We start from the raw sequence: 19,019 nt of genomic DNA, 5'->3' as shown, positions 1-19,019 counted from the left end.
ACCTTGCGGACTTTTTACCTTAGTTCCTCAGAACCTTAGAGCCTTAGCAACTTCATAAAATGAAACAAAAAATAATCCAACACTATTCCAATTTCCTCCAATCCAAAATCGATTCACTTCGTCAAATGATTGCTGATTTAACCGAAGATGCCAAAAACGATGCCAAAGGTTCTGCCGGTGATAAACACGAAACGGCTCTATCAATGATGCATTTGGAACAGGAAAAACTCAATCAAAAACTGAAAGAAGTTATAGAAACAAAATCCATTTTTGATTCTATTGATTTTGAAAAAAAGCATGCTAAAGTAACAACTGGAAGTTTGGTTTTAGCTAACGATATTTATTTTCTGATTTCCGTTAGTTTACCAAAAGTTGAATTAGAAGGAAAGACCATTTTTGCCGTTTCTACTCAAGCTCCGTTAGCTCAAATGTTGATGGTATGCGTTTCAGGCGACCAAATTTCGCTCAATAATGTAGCATACAAAATTCAATCCATTTCATAAAATTTAAAGATTGTAATTGAAAATAGCAGAATTTGAATTTTTAAGTTTCATTTTTACAGTAAAATAATTTATATAGTTTTAATTTATAACTAAAATAGTTGTTTGTGTTTAAATAAATAAACATAATATTGATTTTTGCTTCATCAAATAAAGTATAATTAGAAAAGCAAAACTATATGTGTGGAATATTAGCCATAATCGGAAAAGGAAAAGATGAATCATTGGTTCAAGAATTGTCTAAACGAATGTCGCACCGCGGTCCGGATGAAAGTGATTTGCATGTAACAGAAAATGGGCACATTTTATCTCATGAACGTTTGTCAATTGTTGATTTGCATACAGGAAAACAACCTATTCAAGGAACATCCTCGGCTTGGATGATTCACAATGGCGAAATTTACAATCACCAAAAATTAAGAGACGGAATTTTAAAAGACCATACATTCAGAACCACATCGGATTCCGAAGTAATCGTGCATTTGTATGAAAAGTTTGGTTACGATTTTTGTGACATGCTCGATGGAATGTTTGCTTTTGTGGTGGTAGACGGTGATGATTTTATTGCCGGACGCGATCCACTTGGAATTAAACCGCTCTATTATGGTTTAGATGAAAGAGGCAGAATGTATTTTGCTTCCGAAATGAAAGCGATAGCCGACCAGTGTAAAACATTTTCCACTTTTCCTCCGGGACATTATTACACACAAGAAACCGGTTTTGTAAAATACTATCAGCCCAAATGGGAAGATGAGACCTTGGCAGTGGAAGAATTGGATTTAAAAGCCATTCGTGAAACATTATCAGAAAGTGTTCGCAAGCGTTTAATGAGCGATGTGCCAATCGGAGTCTTACTTTCCGGCGGATTGGATTCTTCGTTAACATCTTCTATTGCTTCTCGTTATATGAAAGATATGCGTAAAACGTTGCATTCTTTTTCAATTGGTTTAGATGCCGAAGCTCCTGATGCCAAAGCAGCCCGAAAAGTAGCGGAGTTTTTAGGAACACAACACCATGAAATTCATTTTACGATTGAACAAGGAATTGAAATTTTAGATAAATTGATTTGGCATTTGGAAACGTATGATGTCACCTCCGTTCGTGCGAGTACACCCATGTACTTTTTGTCAAAAGCGATTACCGATATGGGAATCAAAGTAGTACTTTCCGGAGAAGGAGCCGATGAGGTTTTTGGTGGTTATTTATACTTTAGAAATGCACCAAGCGTAGAAGACTTTCAAAAAGAAACCATCGAACGTGTTCAAAAGCTATTTACAGCCGATTTACTGCGTGCAGACAAGTCGACGATGGCTCATGGACTGGAGGCAAGAGTTCCGTTTTTAGACAAAGCCTTTTTGGAATTAGCAATTAAAGTGAAACCGGAAGAAAAAATGCCGTCAACGTATGATGGAATTGAAAAATACATTCTTCGTAAAGCATTTGACACACCGGAACAACCGTATTTACCGGAAGAAGTTTTATGGCGTCAAAAAGAACAATTTTCAGATGGAGTAGGGTACAATTGGATTGATACGTTAATCGACTATTGTTCGAGTCAAGTGACTGACGAGCAATTTGAAAAAGCGGCTGAACTATTTCCATACAACACGCCGGTTACAAAAGAAGCATTCTTTTACAGAAGTATTTTCCATAAACATTTCCCTCAAGTGGCAGCCGCTCAAACGGTGAGAAAATGGATTCCGAAATGGCAAGAAAACCAAGATCCAAGTGGAAGAGCCAATGCGGCTCACGTTAAGGCGGACACAACCATAGCAAAAATTAAAATCGATATACCGGTTTAAAAGAGTTCAAGATTGAAGTTTAGTTTGTTTGTTAAAGGCGTTCTCGTTGTGGGGAACGCTTTTTTTTGGTTTTATAAGTTTAATTTTTAATCAAAATCTTTATTTTGAATACTTCATAAAACACGGATAAAAAATCAACAATTTGTTAATAACTTATTTTCTTTGTGGATTTGGTTGGGTCAAAAATCCCTCACAAATTTGTATATTTGCGTGTTTGACAAAAAATACATTTAGCATTAAATTTATATGAGCGAAGAAATCAAAAAGAATAGTTATTCAGCAGATAGTATTCAGGCCTTAGAAGGAATGGAGCACGTGAGAATGCGACCTTCCATGTACATTGGTGATACAGGTGTGAGAGGATTACATCACTTGGTTTATGAGGTTGTGGACAACTCAATTGATGAGGCGTTGGCCGGACATTGTGATACCATTACTGTTTTTATAAATGAAGATAATTCCATCACCGTTGAAGATAACGGACGTGGAATTCCGGTTGATATACATAAAAAAGAAGGTGTTTCTGCTCTTGAGGTGGTTATGACCAAAATTGGAGCAGGAGGGAAGTTTGACAAAGACTCGTACAAAGTATCCGGTGGCCTTCACGGGGTTGGGGTGTCGTGTGTGAACGCACTTTCGGACCATTTACGTGCTACGGTTTACCGTGACGGGAAAATATACGAGCAAGAATATGAACGAGGAAAAGCGTTGTATCCGGTGAAGCAAATTGGGGAAACTACCAAACGAGGAACCATGGTAACCTTCAAACCTGATACGACCATATTTACTCAAACTGTAGAATATTCATATGATACGTTAGCAGCTCGTATGCGTGAGCTTTCCTTTTTGAATAAAGGTATCACGATTACGATGTGTGACAAAAGACATTTGGATGACAAAGGCGAATTAGTTACTGAAACGTTCCATTCCAAAGAAGGTTTGAAAGAATTCGTTAAGTTTTTAGATGGAAACCGTGAGCCAATCATTTCGCATGTGATTAGTATGGATAATGAAAAAGGCGAAATTCCTGTAGAAGTGGCGTTGGTTTATAATACGAGTTATTCGGAGAATATTTTTTCGTATGTAAACAATATCAACACGCACGAAGGTGGAACGCACTTGCAAGGTTTCCGTATGGGATTAACGCGTACATTAAAAAAATATGCTGATAGTTCAGGTTTATTGGATAAATTAAAGTTTGAGATTTCCGGAGATGATTTCCGTGAGGGATTAACTGCAATTATTTCTGTTAAAGTAGCTGAACCACAATTTGAAGGACAAACCAAAACTAAACTCGGAAATAGAGAAGTTGTTTCTCCGGTAAGTCAGTCGGTAGCGGAAATGCTAGAGAATTATTTGGAAGAAAATCCGAATGATGCTAAAATCATTGTTCAAAAAGTTATTTTAGCTGCACAAGCTCGCCACGCAGCGAAAAAAGCTCGTGAGATGGTTCAACGCAAAACCGTTTTAGGCGGTGGTGGATTGCCCGGAAAATTATCTGATTGTTCTGAGCAAGATCCACAAAAGTGTGAAATTTTCCTAGTAGAGGGAGATTCGGCGGGTGGAACGGCAAAACAAGGTCGTGACAGAGCATTTCAAGCGATTTTACCGCTTCGTGGTAAGATTTTGAATGTGGAGAAAGCAATGCATCATAAAGTCTTTGAAAACGAAGAGATTAGAAATATATTCACAGCTCTAGGTGTAACCATCGGAACGGCTGAAGATTCAAAGGCATTAAATTTAGAAAAGTTAAGATACCACAAAGTAGTCATCATGTGTGATGCCGACGTGGATGGTAGCCACATTTCTACCTTAATTTTAACGTTTTTCTTCCGATTTATGAAGGAGTTGATTGAAAACGGACACGTTTACATCGCTACACCACCATTATATTTGGTGAAAAAAGGAAATAAAAAAGAATATGCTTGGAATGATGATCAACGTGATATGATAAATCAACGTATGGGAGGTTCTGCTGCTATTCAGCGTTATAAAGGTTTGGGAGAAATGAATGCCGAACAACTTTGGGAAACTACCTTAAACCCGGATTTCAGAACATTGCGTCAGGTTACCATTGACAGTTTGGCTGAAGCCGATAGAATTTTCTCCATGTTAATGGGAGACGAAGTTCCGCCAAGAAGAGAGTTTATTGAGAAAAATGCTGTTTATGCTAAGATTGATGCATAAACCAATTAGATAATTATAAAAAATTTACAAAATGAAAGTTACCATTGTAGGAGCAGGAAATGTTGGTGCAACATGTGCCGACGCAATTGCTTACAGAAGAATTGCCAGCGAAATTGTATTGTTAGATATCCGTGAAGGTTTTGCTGAAGGCAAAGCATTAGATATCATGCAAACACAAACCACATTAGGTTTTAATACTAAAGTTTCGGGAAGCACAAATGATTATTCTAAAACAGCCGGTAGTGATGTAGTAGTAATTACATCCGGTATTCCAAGAAAACCGGGTATGACACGTGAAGAGTTAATCGGAATTAATGCCGGAATCGTAAAATCGGTAGCGGAAAGTTTATTGCAACATTCGCCAAATGCTATTGTTGTGGTGGTTTCAAATCCAATGGATACGATGACGTATTTAACATTAAAAGCAACCGGTTTACCAAAAAATAGAATCATTGGAATGGGTGGGGCTTTAGATAGCTCACGCTTCAAAACCTATTTATCACAAGCTTTAGACAAACCTGCTAATGATATTCACGGAATGGTAATTGGTGGTCATGGTGATACAACCATGATTCCATTGACTCGCTTGGCAGCTTATAATGGTGTTCCGGTATCTGAATTTTTATCTGCTGAACGATTAGAGAAAGTAGCTGCTGATACCATGGTGGGAGGTGCAACATTAACAGCTTTATTAGGTACATCTGCTTGGTATGCACCGGGAGCATCGGTAGCGTATTTAGTCGATAGCATTTTAAACGACCAAAAGAAAATGATTCCATGTTCTGTCTTGTTAGAAGGAGAATACGGACAAAGTGATATTTGTATCGGAGTGCCATGTATTATTGGTAAAAACGGGATAGAAAAAATTGTTGATATTGACTTAAACGAAGAAGAAAAAGCTAAATTTGTCAAGAGTGCTGATGCAGTTCGAGCAATGAATGCAGACTTGAAATCGGTTTTAGCTTAATATTTTTCACATTATATCAAAGAGACTGCAATTTTGCAGTCTTTTTTTTGAGATTAATCCATAAATAAATTGGTTAATCCTATTCATAATTATATATTTGCACGTTTTATAAAATCGAGAAGAAGGACTTATTTTCTTTTTGCTTATAAATCAAAACCTTAACCAACAAAAATTAATTAATTCGAGTAATAATGCAGAGTAAAGGACTTATTAAATTTTTCGCAATTTTATTTGCATTGGTATGTATTTACCAACTTTCATTCACCTTTGTGGCCAATAAAGTCAAATCAGATGCCAAAGCTTTTGCCGGAGATGATGTAGCTAAAGAAGCAAAGTATTTAGATTCAATCGGTAAAGAAAAAGTATTCAGTCTAGGATTTACTGATTACACCTATGACGAGGTTAAAGAGAAGCAAATCAATAAAGGGCTTGACCTTGAAGGAGGTATAAATGTTATTCTTCAAATATCAGTTAAAGATATCTTAGTTGGATTATCAAATGATTCTCAAGATCCGGTTTTCAATAAAGCCTTAGCTGATGCAACTAAAAATATTAAAGGAAATCAAACCTATTTGGATGCTTTTTTTGAAGCGTTTGATACTGAATCAAAAGGTAGAGTGAAATTAGCTTCACCGGATGTTTTCTTTAACAAAAATTTAGACGGTGAGATTGATCTTAAGATGAACGATGATCAAGTGAAAGCCGTTATCAAAAGAAAAGTAAATGAGTCAGTTTTAAGTGCTTTTGAAGTACTAAGAAAACGTATCGATAAATTTGGTGTAACACAACCAAACATTCAACAATTAGGAGAAACAGGAAGAATTTTAGTAGAATTACCGGGTGCTAAAGATGTTGACCGTATTAAAAAATTATTACAAAGTACGGCTCAATTAGAATTTTGGGAAACACATAAATTTGAAGAAGTTGCTCCATTTTTAGGTCAACTTAATGAGGCTTTAAAAGCAACAGAAGTGAAAGTTGATACAAAGGAAACAACTTCCACAGGAATTGATTCTTTGTTGACAGATGCTTCAAAAGATTCATTAGCGAATGCTAAAGGGAACAACCCATTGTTCGATAAAATGTTATCGTATGGTGGCGGTCCGGTATTAGGTTATTTTTCTCCAAAAGATACTGCTGCTGTTAATAGTTATTTGAACAGAGACAGTAGCAAAGCGTTGTTGTCTCCTGAATTGCGTTTTGCACGTTTTGTATGGGGAAAACCCACAACCATTGATAACGATAAAAAAGAAAAAGTTGAAGCAGTAGAGTTATATGCATTAAAATCAGACGGTCGTTCAGGAAAACCTGCCATCAGTGGTGGAGTAGTAGTAGATGCCAGAGATACATTTGACCAATTTGGAAAACCAGCCGTTTCTATGCAAATGAATGGTAAAGGTGCAAAAGATTGGGAAGAATTAACAGGTAAAGCATTTACACAAAAAAGTAGTATTGCAATTGTTTTAGATAATGTTGTTTATTCTGCACCAGGCGTTTCTTCCGGACCAATTTCGGGAGGTAACTCTGAAATTTCAGGAACTTTTACGATTGATGAAACTAAAGATTTAGCGAATGTATTGAGAGCAGGAAAATTACCTGCGAAAGCGGATATCGTTCAATCGGATGTTGTTGGACCTTCATTAGGCCAAGAAGCGATTGATAACGGTATGTTATCTTTCCTTATTGGTATGGCGTTGGTTGTATTATGGATGATTTTATATTATGGTAAAGCTGGGGTTTATGCCAATGTTTCTTTATTAGTTAACATTCTATTCATCTTTGGGATTTTAGCAAGTTTAGGTGCTGTCTTAACATTGCCTGGTATTGCCGGTATCGTTTTGACGATTGGTATGGCAGTAGATGCGAATGTAATCATTTATGAAAGGGCTAAAGAAGAACTTGATGCAGGAAAAACACTCGATGAGGCTGTAAATTATTCTTTCACTTGGAAGGGGGCAATGTCTTCTATTTTTGACGCGAACATCACAACTGCTTTAACAGCTTTAATTTTGTTAGTTTTCGGGACAGGACCAATTAAAGGTTTTGCAACTACTTTATTGATTGGTATTGGTACCTCTTTATTTACCGCAATTTTTGTAACACGTTTGCTGTTAGATTGGAGTTTGAGAAAAAATCAAAATCTTTCTTTTTCCACACCAATGACACACAATTGGTTTAAAAATATGAATGTTGATTTTTTAGCGAAAAAGAAAATTGCTTACGCCATTTCTAGTGTATTAGTAATCGCTTCTTTAGTTTCCTTGTTCTTTATAAACGGTCTAAATCAAGGGGTTGACTTTGTGGGTGGACGTACTTTCCAAATTCGATTTAACAAAGAAGTTGTGGCAAGTGAAATAAGTTCTACTCTTACGAAAGCTTTTGGAACAAATGTTGAAGCCAAAACATTTGGTAGTGGAAATCAATTGAAAATTACAACTAAATATAAAGTTGATGAAGAGAGTGAAGGTGTTGACGCTGAAGTAAACGAAAAGCTTTACTCGGCATTAAAGTCATATTTTCCAGAAATGAGTTACCCGGATTTTGTTACAAACAAAGAAGGTAAAGAATTCGGTATACTTCAAGCATCAAAAGTTGGACCTACAATTGCAGAAGATATTAAAACAAACGCATATTGGGCAGTATTAGGATCTTTATTAGTAGTTTTCCTTTACTTATTAATCAGTTTTAGAAAATGGCAATTCTCATTAGGAGCTGTTGGTGCTGTATTGCATGACGTAATTATTGTGTTAGGAGTTTATTCGATATTTTGGAAGTTCTTACCATTCAACATGGAAATTGATCAAGCCTTTATCGCTGCAATATTAACTGTTATTGGGTATTCATTAAATGATACTGTAATCGTTTTTGACCGTGTACGAGAGTTTTTAGGAACACATGAGGAAGGTACTTTTAATCAAGTGGTTAATAAGGCTTTAAATACTACACTAAGTAGAACAATCAATACTTCGTTAACAACATTAATCGTTTTGTTTGCCATCTTTATTTTAGGTGGTGAAACCATTCGTGGATTTGTTTTCGCTATTTTGGTTGGTATTTTAGTGGGTACCTATTCATCTTTATTTATCGCAACACCAATTATGGCGGATACTGTAAACAAACAAGAAGAAAGAAAAAGAGCTTTAAAGAAAGAAGAATAGTAAATTGATTTACTTTTAAATATAAACCCGGCTTAGGTCGGGTTTTTTTGTGGCTTTTATTTTTAATTATATTAAGAATTAATCAAGCTTTTTTACTAATCATTTTTGATTGAATTGTAAAAAATTGAAAAAGTGACAATAACTTTTTTCGGTTTACACCTGACAGGTTTTGTAAACCTATCAGGTGTAATAGCTAAACCGAAAACGTGAATGTTTTCTTCTATTTTAAATTTAATTATGAGTCCATTATTTTCACTACAAGCAATAAAAAACCGACTCAAAAAAGTCGGTTGATATAAAAAAAGCGATAAAAAATTATGCTTTCTTCGGTCTAAAAATGTAATATAATCCAATTAATACAAATGGAATACTTAGCCATTGTCCGGTTGTTAATGCATTAAAAATAGAATATTTTTCAAATCCACCTTGACTTGCTTTTACAAATTCAACAATAAAACGAACCGACCAAAGGAGAACCATAAACATTCCGAAAAGTAAGCCTTCTTTTTTTCTGGCTTCAGTTTTCCAATACATTAAGAACAAAATCAGAAAGACGAATACATAACCAAATGCTTCATATAACTGTGAAGGGTGTAAAGCGGGAACTTTATCTAATAAAAAAGCATACTCCGGATTTTCAGAAATCGCTTTATATGCCTCTTTTGGATTGGCTATTTTTGTATTTAAAACAGCATCTTTTTTACTGTAAAAATCTTGAACAAACTTAATTCCAAAAGCAGAATCCGTTTCATGACCTACAATTTCCGAATTGAAAAAATTTCCAAGACGAACAAATATTGCTCCGCTCGCGACTGGGATTACCACACGGTCTAAAACCCAAAGCAAAGATTGTTTCATGATTTTTTTACTAAAATAGATCATGAACAAAATAATTGCAATTGCTGCTCCATGACTTGCTAAACCAGAGAATCCTGTAAATTCAAATTCAGGTTTTGTACGAATAGGTAAAAGTATACTTAACGGATCTTCGCGAAATAACTCTGATTGGTAAAAAATTACATGTCCTAATCGTGCACCAATCAAAGTGGCAACAACGGTATAAATAAATAAACTGTCTAATTTTTCTAATGGCTCATTTTCTCTAATAAAAATGTATTTCATGATATACCAACCCAACGCAAAAGCTACTACAAACATCAAACTGTAAAAGCGAATTGTGAGCGGACCAATTTCAAATCCTTCGGACGGATTCCAGACAAATGCTAAAAAAGATGTAACCATAGAATTGTTATTTGACGTAAATGTAAACGAAATTCAAACAACTTGCAATTTCGAACATTTAATTAATTCTTAAAAAAAGAAATCAAGGAACCGGATCATAACCACTTTTTCCCCACGGATGGCATTTAGAAATCCGTTTTACAGCAAGCCAAATTCCCTTAAGAACACCATGTTTTTGTATGGCCTCTGCTGAATAATGTGAGCAAGTAGGTTCAAATCGACAAGTGGCGGGAGTTAATGGTGAAATCACCGTTTGATAAAACCGAATCAGAAAAATAAATGGAAACTGAATTATTTTTTTTAGCATTGAATGTGTTTTTTTGAATTCCAACTCAATTGCACACCGATTTTTTAGATTGAATTGATTTCCGTAGATTTTTATAGATAACTATAATGGATTTACTTGGATTCAAACCTACCAATTTAGCATAAATTTTCAACATCTCGTCTCCCGCTCCTTTGGAGGGGGTCGGGGGGAGGTGTACTAGTGAATCACAACTTTGCAAAAACCCGCAACTCGCAACCCGCAACTCGTAACCTTCTAACTAACACTAAAACTCGTCCCATCCTTCCCATCTTTCAACTGAATACCAACAGCCAAAAGTTGATCACGAATTTGGTCAGAAAGAGCAAAATCTTTATTCGCACGAGCTTCGTTTCGCATTTGAATCATCAAATTCACCACACCTTCTAATTTTTCAGAATTATCATTTGCAATTTGTTCATTTGTTATTCCCAAAACATCAAAAATAAATCCGTTCAGCGTTGCTTTCAATTCATTCAAATCATTCTCAGTAATCGTTTCTTTACCGTCATTAATCAGATTCACAAAACGAATTCCTTCAAATAACTGAGCAATTAAAATAGGCGTATTAAAATCGTCATTCATCGCCTCATAACAACTTTTTTTCCAAGCCGAAATCCCTAAAGTAGAGGAAGAACTTGTTTTTAATTTATCCAACAACTCCATTCCTTCCATTAAGCGATTAAATCCTTTTTCTGAGCCAACAATCGCATCGTTTGAAAAATCCAATACACTTCGGTAATGGGCTTGAAGCATAAAAAAACGTGTCACATTTGGTGAAAAAGCTTTACTTAAGATTTCATTTCCACCACTAAAAATTTCATTGGGTAAAATATAATTTCCGGTAGACTTAGCCATTTTTTTACCGTTCAAAATCAACATATTGGCGTGCATCCAAAAGTTCACAGGACTGTGTCCGGTACACGCTTCATTTTGAGCAATTTCACATTCATGGTGTGGAAATTTCAAATCCATTCCACCTCCGTGAATATCAAACGTTTCGCCTAAATATTTGGTACTCATTGCTGTACATTCTAAGTGCCAACCAGGAAAACCAATTCCCCAAGGCGAAGACCAACGCATGATGTGTTGTGGTTCGGCTCTTTTCCATAAGGCAAAATCTTGCGGATTTTTTTTATCAGAAACACCGTCTAAGTCACGAGTGTTGGCAATCATATCTTCAATATTTCTGCCACTTAATTTTCCATAATGATTCGTTTCATTGAACTTTACTACATCAAAATAGACCGAGCCATTCGATTCATAGGCAAAACCATTGTCGATTATTTTTTTAATAATCTCTTGTTGTTCAATAATATGGCCGGTAGCAGTAGGTTCAATACTCGGTGGAAGAAAGTTTAATTTATGTAAAATGGTATGAAAATCAACGGTGTAGCGTTGCACAATTTCCATTGGTTCCAATTGTTCGATGCGGGCTTTTTTAGCAATGCGGTCTTCACCTTCTTCGGCGTCATTTTCTAAGTGGCCGGCATCGGTAATATTTCGAACATAGCGAACTTTGTAACCCAAATGAAGAAAATAGCGAAAAATCACATCAAAACTCATAAACGTTCGAACATTACCAAGGTGCACATTGCTGTAAACCGTTGGACCGCAAACATACATCCCAACGTTTCCCTCATGAATGGGTTTAAAAACTTCTTTTTCACCCGAAAGTGAATTGTATATTTTTAAGGTCTGATTTTCGTATAATTTCATTACTATTTCTAAATTTTAACTCCAAACTACTTTCTATCAACTTCCTACTCCCTAAAACTTTGTATCCAACTTAATATAATCCAAAAATTCTCTTCTAACTTTTTCATCTTTAAATTTTCCGCCAAATTCAGAGGTCACGGTACTGCTTTCAATATCTCTAATTCCTCTTGAATTCACGCACAAATGTTTGGCATCAATCACACAAGCCACATCTTCGGTATTTAATGCTTTTTGTAATTCTTTTACAATTTGCATTGTCAATCGTTCTTGTACCTGCGGTCGTTTGGCATAATAATCTACAATGCGGTTCATTTTAGATAACCCAATCACTTTTCCACTGGAAATATAAGCCACGTGAGCTCTTCCTACAATTGGCAATAAATGATGTTCGCAAGTAGAGTAAAGCGTGATGTTTTTTTCCACCAACATTTCACCATATTTATAACCATTCTCAAACGTTGAAGAACTAGGCTTTTTTATAGGATTTAATCCACCAAAAATCTCTTTTACAAACATTTTGGCAACACGATTAGGAGTACCTTTCATGCTGTCGTCGGATAAATCCATTCCTAATGTGATTAAGATGTTGGCTACATCTTTTTTTATTAACTCAATTTTTTGTTCATCGGTTAATTCAAAAGCATCTTTTCGCAACGGATTGTCTACAGATGTTCCAATATGGTTATCACCAATATCATCGGAAAAAGTATCGTTATTATTCATTAAATAGTGTATAAATAAGTAAACTTACAAAGTCTGCAAAGATAAACAAAACATAGAAATTTTTTGACATAAATAAATGAATTGTAAAAAATAGAAATTTTAAGATAATTATAAGTTAAAATTATGTAAATTTCGGGCTTTAAAAATTCAAAGCTATGAATCTAAGAATACTATCCTGTTTGTTTAGTTATTTTGTAATCAGTATCTTAAGTGCTCAAAATTTAATTCCAAATGGAAATTTTGAGCAAGGAAACGGAATTGGTTTTCAATCTGATTACAATTTCATAAACCCGGGAACAGGTCAGGCAAATAGTGTTCCAAGACAGTATGCCATTATAAACAATCCGTCTCTGTTAAATACTAATAATTTTATCAATTCCGGTGATTATTCCACTGGAACCGGTTTGATGATGGTTTGTGATGGAGCATCAGGTCAGTCTGAAGTATTTTGGAAAACCAATGGTGATATTTTATTAGAAGCCGGCCAAACTTATCGTTTTAGATTTTTTATTCGTTCAGTCAACAACACCAATCCACAACCTGAAATTGGTTTCAGAGTTATGGCTGCTGCAGCTACATATTTTACAGGTTCTTATACCGTTACTAATCCTTCAACAGGTTGGCAAGAAGTTAGTTTTGAATATACTGTTTCTGAACCGGGGGCACCAAATAGACGTTTTGAGTTATACAATATCAATCAAAGTGCCGTAGGAAATGATTTTGCTATCGATGAAATTATTTTAGAGCGGTTAGAACCTTTAGTTGTTAATTATTCAGCAATTGATATTTCTTGTTTTGGAGAGAATGATGGTTCTATTGTGATTTATGGTCAAGGAGGTACACCACCTTACACATCCTTTTCGATAACAGGTCCAATTAATCAAACCATTCCAACAGGTGTTTTTGTTGGACTTCCTGCAGGAACATACACTGCCTCAGTAACAGATTCAGATTCAAATACAGCTACAGTGAGCGGAATAGTTATCACTGAACCAAATGATATAACGATATCACCGGATAGAACAATCTGTTTGGATGAATCTGCAACGTTAACAGCTTCAGGAGCTGATGATTATTTTTGGACAGCAGTTCCGGCTGATCCATCTATTGCTGATCCAACGAGTGCTTCCATTGTAGTTACACCGGATGTAACAACCACTTATACAGTAAATACCACTGCAGTTACACCTAGAAATTTCATTTTTAATGGTGACTTTTCGTTGGGCAATACTGGTTTTACAACAGATTATCAATACCTAGACCCTGTTAATCCCGTTGGAGTACAAGGTGCTTATGCAGTAGTAACCAATTCACAAACATGGTTTGCCGGTTTTTCTAATTGTACTGATAATACAACCGGAACAGGTAATATGATGGTCCTTGACGGTTCAATAGCGAATTCAGGGAATGATAGAGTTTGGTGTCAAACAATGCCGGTAACTCCTGGCCAAGATTACACTTTTTCGTATTGGGTTCAAACCGTTGCAACGCCAAATCCTGCGAACTTAGATGTATTGATTAATGGTGTTTCGATAGGTTCAAATCTAGCTCCATCTACTACTTGTGGTTGGGTACAAAGATCCTACACATGGAATTCCGGTGCAGCGACCATTGCAGAAATTTGTATCTATGATAGAGTTGTCACTTCAGCCGGAAACGATTTCGCTATCGATGATATTGAATTTGTAACGGATATTACTTGTAACCTTACTGCGTCAGTAACTGTAACGGTGCAGTCTATATCTGCAACCGCTGCATTTACAAGCGGAGATGTGACAGGATGTCCCGGTCCTACAGTATTAACATTCAGTGGAACACCCAACACGAATATAACTGTATCGTCTAGTTCAGGAGCATTTTATAACATACCTATCAATGCAGCAGGTACAGCGTCTTTTACAACCCCGTTTTTAACCACTACCACCACATTTACTTTAATAAGTATTTTTCAAAATCCTCCTGGATGTACAGCACCTCTGACAGGAAGTGTGACAATCACAATAAATCTGAATGGTTGTGCAACAGTAGTTGCGGGCGGTGTAGATTTAGGAGATGCTTCCTCAGCTCAAATATGTGAAGTGGGAGAGTGTGTTGATTTGACAGCTTCTTATGTTGATTTAGGATCCACAACTTCTTATACAATAAGTTCTATTGATTATTGCCCTCAGGCTGCCTACAATGACACAACTTATAACCCAATTAATTTAGCGACAGATGATGTTTGGTCTGGTACAATTAATTTACCTTTTGACTTTTGTTTTTTTGGGAATATATATTCATCTTGTCATGTTGGTTCAAATGGTACAATTTCATTTGACCCCGGAATTGCACCAAATGGAGGTAGTCCATGGAATTTACTTGGTTTAACGGTTCCAAATCCAGGTTTTCCAATCAGAAATGCAATTTATGGGGTTTATCAAGATACAAATCCAGCTATTGGGCCTTCACCTGCTGACCGATTTGCCGGTTGGAAATTAGTAGGTAATTATCCTTGTAGAAAACTTATTGTAAACTTTTATAGATTTGGTCAGTTTCAGTGTGGTCAAAATGTTGGTTTACAAACTTATCAAATGGTTCTTTATGAAGTTTCAAATATTATTGAAGTCTATATTGAAAGTCGCACTCCTTGTAATACTTGGAATAATCCACTTGGTGGAGGAGTTGTTGGTATTATGAATCAAGCAGGTACCTTGGGTTATGTTCCTCCTGGTAGAAATACAAATGTACAATGGTCTGCTACAAATGAAGCTTGGCGTTTTACACCATCTGGACCATCGGCAACAACTTTCGAATGGTTAGAAAACGGATTGCCATATAGTACAGATTTGACAATTAATGTTTGTCCTACAGCGACCTCAACATACACTGCAGTTGCAACATATGATCAATGCGGACAAATAACTCAAGTTGAAAGAGATTTCTTGGTTGAAGTATTTCCTGATAATGGTTCAGATCCAGATGATTTGTTTGAATGTGAAAACTTGTTTGATTTAACAGAAAATGATGCAGTGATGATTGGAAGTGGTGATCCTTTCGACTTTAGTATTAGTTATTTTACCACCGAAGCAGATGCTGAATTATTATTAAATCAAATCACTGATTCTACTGCTTATGTTGCAATTAGTAATCCTCAAACAATTTACGCTAGCGTATTAGATTTTAATACCGGTTGTAATCGAATTAAAGCTTTTGAAATAGAATGGGATTCATGTATCTTAAATCCAGATGCACTTGATTTGGTTTTATGTGATGAAGTGACACCCGGTAATAATTTTGAAGTTTTTGATTTAACACAAAATGATGATGATGCATTGAATGGTTTAGATCCTACTCTGTATACTGTTACTTATCATACCAATCAGGCAGATGCCGATGTTGGAGTAGCTGAAATTGTTCCGGCAAATGCCTATAATGGTACTACAGAAACAATTTATGTTCGTGTTGAAGAAAATGCCAATCCTACGGTATTTGGAACAACTTCGTTTAGTTTAACAGTTAACCCAAGCCCTTCAATTGCTGATACTTCAGTTGATATTTGTTCCGGAGATTCTTTCAGTGTTATTCCTGTTTCTAGTGGTGCAAATGTTGTTCCAACAGGAACTACTTACACTTGGACAGTTTTATCTTCTGCGGGTATTACAGGTGCATCAGATCAAGCTACACCGCAAACATCCATCAGTCAAACTTTGATTAATACAACTGATGTTGCTTCGCTTGTCACTTATAATGTAACAGCTTCTGTTGGGACTGCACCTAATATTTGTGCTGATACTTTTGAAATAAATGTAATTGTTTATCCAAAACCAAGTATAGCAGATGTTACTAATTCAATTTGTTCATTGCAAACGTTTACAGTAACACCGGCAACTAATGGAACTGATTTAGTTCCCGGAGGCACTACTTATACGTGGACAGTTGTTGCTCCTGCAGGAATTTCGGGAGCCTCTAACCAAGCAATTTCACAAGCCTCGATTAGCCAAACTTTAACCAATTCAACTGAAACAGAATTGGATGTAGTTTATACTGTAACAGCTTCATCTGGTACAGCACCTAATATTTGCACAGATATTTTTACAATAACGGTAACAGTAAATCCCTTACCGGTTATCAATGATAAAGTATTATCAATTTGTTCTGGGGATTCATTTAGTGTTACACCTACCACTGCGTCACCGGAGATAGTTCCCACGGGCACGACCTACACCTGGACAGTTGTAACACCGGTGGGTATCACAGGAGCATCGGATGAGGCTACAGCACAAACGAGTATAAGTCAGACTTTAACCAATACAACCAATTCCCCAATAGATGTAGTTTACACAGTAACAGCCTCAGTAGGTACGTCACCGAATATTTGTACAGATACATTTACAATTACTGTCACGGTAAATCCCAATTCAACAGTTACCGTAAATAGTCCATCGGTATGTGATGGCACATCAGCCACCGTTACTGCCACACCGGGAGTTGCAGGAAGTTACGATTACGCATGGAGTGTTCCTTCTGGATCAAATCCGGGCAATGTGGCGAGTTTTACCACGACAGTAGCCGGTGTTTATAGTGTGATTATCACCGATACGGTAACCGGTTGTTTTTCAACTAGTGCATCGGGCACGGTAACCATTAATCCAAACCCAACCGTTACGGTTAATAGCCCAAGTGTTTGTGATGGAGTAGCGGCTACAGTAACGGCAACTCCGGGAGTAGCGGGTAGTTATGATTATGTTTGGACAGTACCTTCGGGACCAAATCCGGGCAATGTGGCGAGTTTTACCACGACAGTAGCCGGTGTTTATAGTGTGATTATCACCGATACGGTTACAGGATGTTTTTCCACGAGTGCATCGGGTACAGTAACCATTAATACAAATCCAACAGTAACGGTCAATAGTCCAACAGAGTGTGAAGATACGCCAGCTACAGTTACTGCCACACCGGGAGTAGCAGGGACTTACGATTATGCATGGAGTGTTCCTTCAGGACCAAATCCGGGCAATGTAGCGAGTTTTACCACCTCAGTAGCCGGTGTTTATAGTGTAATTATTACCGACACGGTAACAGGTTGTTTTTCAACCAGTGCATCGGGCACAGTGACCATCAATCCCAATCCAACAGTTACCGTAAATAGTCCATCGGTATGTGTTGGCACATCAGCCACTGTAACGGCCACTCCGGGAGTTGCAGGAAGTTACGATTACGCATGGAGTGTTCCTTCGGGACCAAATCCGGGTAATGTGGCGAGTTTTACCACCACAGTAGCCGGTGTTTATAGTGTGATTATTACCGATACGGTGACAGGTTGTTTTTCAACTAGTGCATCGGGCACGGTAACGATTAATCCGAACCCAACCGTTACGGTTAATAGCCCAAGTGTTTGTGATGGAGTAGCAGCTACAGTAACGGCGACTCCGGGAGTAGCGGGCAGTTATGATTATGTTTGGACAGTACCTTCGGGAGCAAATCCGGGTAATGTAGCGAGTTTTACCACCACAACACCGGGTGTTTATAGTGTAGTGATTACCGATACAGTAACCGGATGTTTTTCTACGAGTGCATCGGGTACAGTAACCATTAATACAAATCCAACAGTAACGGTCAATAGTCCAACAGAGTGTGAAGATACGCCAGCTACAGTTACTGCCACACCGGGAGTAGCAGGGACTTACGATTATGCATGGAGTGTTCCTTCAGGACCAAATCCGGGCAATGTAGCGAGTTTTACCACCTCAGTAGCCGGTGTTTATAGTGTAATTATTACCGACACGGTAACAGGTTGTTTTTCAACCAGTGCATCGGGCACAGTGACCATCAATCCCAATCCAACAGTTACCGTAAATAGTCCATCGGTATGTGTTGGCACATCAGCCACTGTAACGGCCACTCCGGGAGTTGCAGGAAGTTACGATTACGCATGGAGTGTTCCTTCGGGACCAAATCCGGGTAATGTGGCGAGTTTTACCACCACAGTAGCCGGTGTTTATAGTGTGATTATTACCGATACGGTGACAGGTTGTTTTTCAACTAGTGCATCTGGCACGGTAACGATTAATCCAAACCCAACCGTTACGGTTAATAGCCCAAGTGTTTGTGATGGAGTAGCAGCTACAGTAACGGCGACTCCGGGAGTAGCGGGGACTTACAATTATGCATGGAGTGTTCCTTCGGGACCAAATCCGGGTAATGTGGCGAGTTTTACCACCACAACACCGGGTGTTTATAGTGTAGTAATTACCGATACAGTAACCGGATGTTTTTCCACGAGTGCATCGGGTACAGTAACCATTAATCCTAATCCAATAGTAACAGTTAATTCTCCAACGGTTTGTTCGGGAGATTTAGCTACACTAATTGCTACACCAACTACGGCTGGTACTTATGATTATGCATGGACAGTGCCCTCGACGGTATCCAATCCGG

10 protein-coding genes are annotated in these 19,019 nt (G+C 37.1%); 6 read left to right on the top strand and 4 right to left on the bottom strand.

Annotation, left to right across the window (positions count from 1 at the left end; all coding sequences use genetic code 11):
- Window positions 1-59 precede the first annotated feature (59 nt).
- From ACIQ0M_RS09440 to secDF, 5 genes are all read left to right on the top strand, one after another.
- Complete coding sequence (locus ACIQ0M_RS09440; RefSeq protein ID WP_396151600.1) at window positions 60-503, top strand: hypothetical protein; 444 nt, start codon at window positions 60-62, stop codon at window positions 501-503.
- 176 nt (window positions 504-679) lie between these two features.
- Complete coding sequence (gene asnB / locus ACIQ0M_RS09435) at window positions 680-2,302, top strand: asparagine synthase B (protein WP_396151599.1); 1,623 nt, start codon at window positions 680-682, stop codon at window positions 2,300-2,302.
- Between the two features lie 246 nt (window positions 2,303-2,548).
- Complete coding sequence (gyrB, locus tag ACIQ0M_RS09430) at window positions 2,549-4,489, top strand: DNA topoisomerase (ATP-hydrolyzing) subunit B (RefSeq protein WP_396151598.1); 1,941 nt, start codon at window positions 2,549-2,551, stop codon at window positions 4,487-4,489.
- 31 nt (window positions 4,490-4,520) lie between these two features.
- Entirely contained in the window at window positions 4,521-5,456 is a 936-nt protein-coding gene (gene mdh, locus ACIQ0M_RS09425) for a malate dehydrogenase (RefSeq protein ID WP_396151597.1), read from the top strand.
- 191 nt (window positions 5,457-5,647) lie between these two features.
- Window positions 5,648-8,614, top strand: coding sequence for a protein translocase subunit SecDF (gene secDF, locus ACIQ0M_RS09420; protein ID WP_396151596.1), 2,967 nt, complete (start codon window positions 5,648-5,650; stop codon window positions 8,612-8,614).
- A 315-nt stretch (window positions 8,615-8,929) separates the two neighbouring features.
- On the opposite strand, the gene lgt is transcribed toward secDF, so the two are convergent.
- The 4 genes from lgt to folE form a co-directional block, all read right to left on the bottom strand.
- Window positions 8,930-9,856, bottom strand: a complete 927-nt coding sequence (gene lgt / locus ACIQ0M_RS09415; RefSeq protein ID WP_396151595.1) for a prolipoprotein diacylglyceryl transferase — start codon at window positions 9,854-9,856, stop codon at window positions 8,930-8,932.
- Window positions 9,857-9,938: 82 nt separating this feature from the next.
- Complete coding sequence (gene yidD, locus ACIQ0M_RS09410) at window positions 9,939-10,163, bottom strand: membrane protein insertion efficiency factor YidD (RefSeq protein ID WP_396151594.1); 225 nt, start codon at window positions 10,161-10,163, stop codon at window positions 9,939-9,941.
- Window positions 10,164-10,397: 234 nt separating this feature from the next.
- Window positions 10,398-11,879 carry a cysteine--tRNA ligase gene (cysS, locus tag ACIQ0M_RS09405; protein ID WP_396151593.1) on the bottom strand — a complete coding sequence of 494 codons (1,482 nt, stop codon included), beginning with the start codon at window positions 11,877-11,879 and terminating at the stop codon, window positions 10,398-10,400.
- Window positions 11,880-11,930: 51 nt separating this feature from the next.
- The gene (gene folE / locus ACIQ0M_RS09400; RefSeq protein WP_396151592.1) at window positions 11,931-12,602 is read right to left on the bottom strand and encodes a GTP cyclohydrolase I FolE; all 672 of its coding nucleotides are present in this window, start codon (window positions 12,600-12,602) and stop codon (window positions 11,931-11,933) included.
- Between the two features lie 155 nt (window positions 12,603-12,757).
- On the opposite strand from folE, the gene ACIQ0M_RS09395 reads away from it, so the two are divergent.
- On the top strand, window positions 12,758-19,019 hold a 6,262-nt coding region (locus tag ACIQ0M_RS09395; RefSeq protein WP_396151591.1), incomplete at its 3' end, for a PKD-like domain-containing protein.

Source organism: Flavobacterium sp., from assembly GCF_044339515.1.
Classification (GTDB): domain Bacteria; phylum Bacteroidota; class Bacteroidia; order Flavobacteriales; family Flavobacteriaceae; genus Flavobacterium.
This window is presented reverse-complemented; position numbering and strand designations above follow the sequence as displayed.

Bases quoted from the DNA above. Each gene is read 5' to 3' on its own strand.
- ACIQ0M_RS09440 (WP_396151600.1), top strand. From the start codon at position 60: ATGAAACAAAAAATAATCCAACACTATTCCAATTTCCTCCAATCCAAA.
- asnB (WP_396151599.1), top strand. From the start codon at position 680: ATGTGTGGAATATTAGCCATAATCGGAAAAGGAAAAGATGAATCATTG.
- cysS (WP_396151593.1), bottom strand. From the start codon at position 11,879: ATGAAATTATACGAAAATCAGACCTTAAAAATATACAATTCACTTTCG.
- yidD (WP_396151594.1), bottom strand. From the start codon at position 10,163: ATGCTAAAAAAAATAATTCAGTTTCCATTTATTTTTCTGATTCGGTTT.
- secDF (WP_396151596.1), top strand. From the start codon at position 5,648: ATGCAGAGTAAAGGACTTATTAAATTTTTCGCAATTTTATTTGCATTG.
- mdh (WP_396151597.1), top strand. From the start codon at position 4,521: ATGAAAGTTACCATTGTAGGAGCAGGAAATGTTGGTGCAACATGTGCC.
- lgt (WP_396151595.1), bottom strand. From the start codon at position 9,856: ATGGTTACATCTTTTTTAGCATTTGTCTGGAATCCGTCCGAAGGATTT.
- gyrB (WP_396151598.1), top strand. From the start codon at position 2,549: ATGAGCGAAGAAATCAAAAAGAATAGTTATTCAGCAGATAGTATTCAG.
- folE (WP_396151592.1), bottom strand. From the start codon at position 12,602: ATGAATAATAACGATACTTTTTCCGATGATATTGGTGATAACCATATT.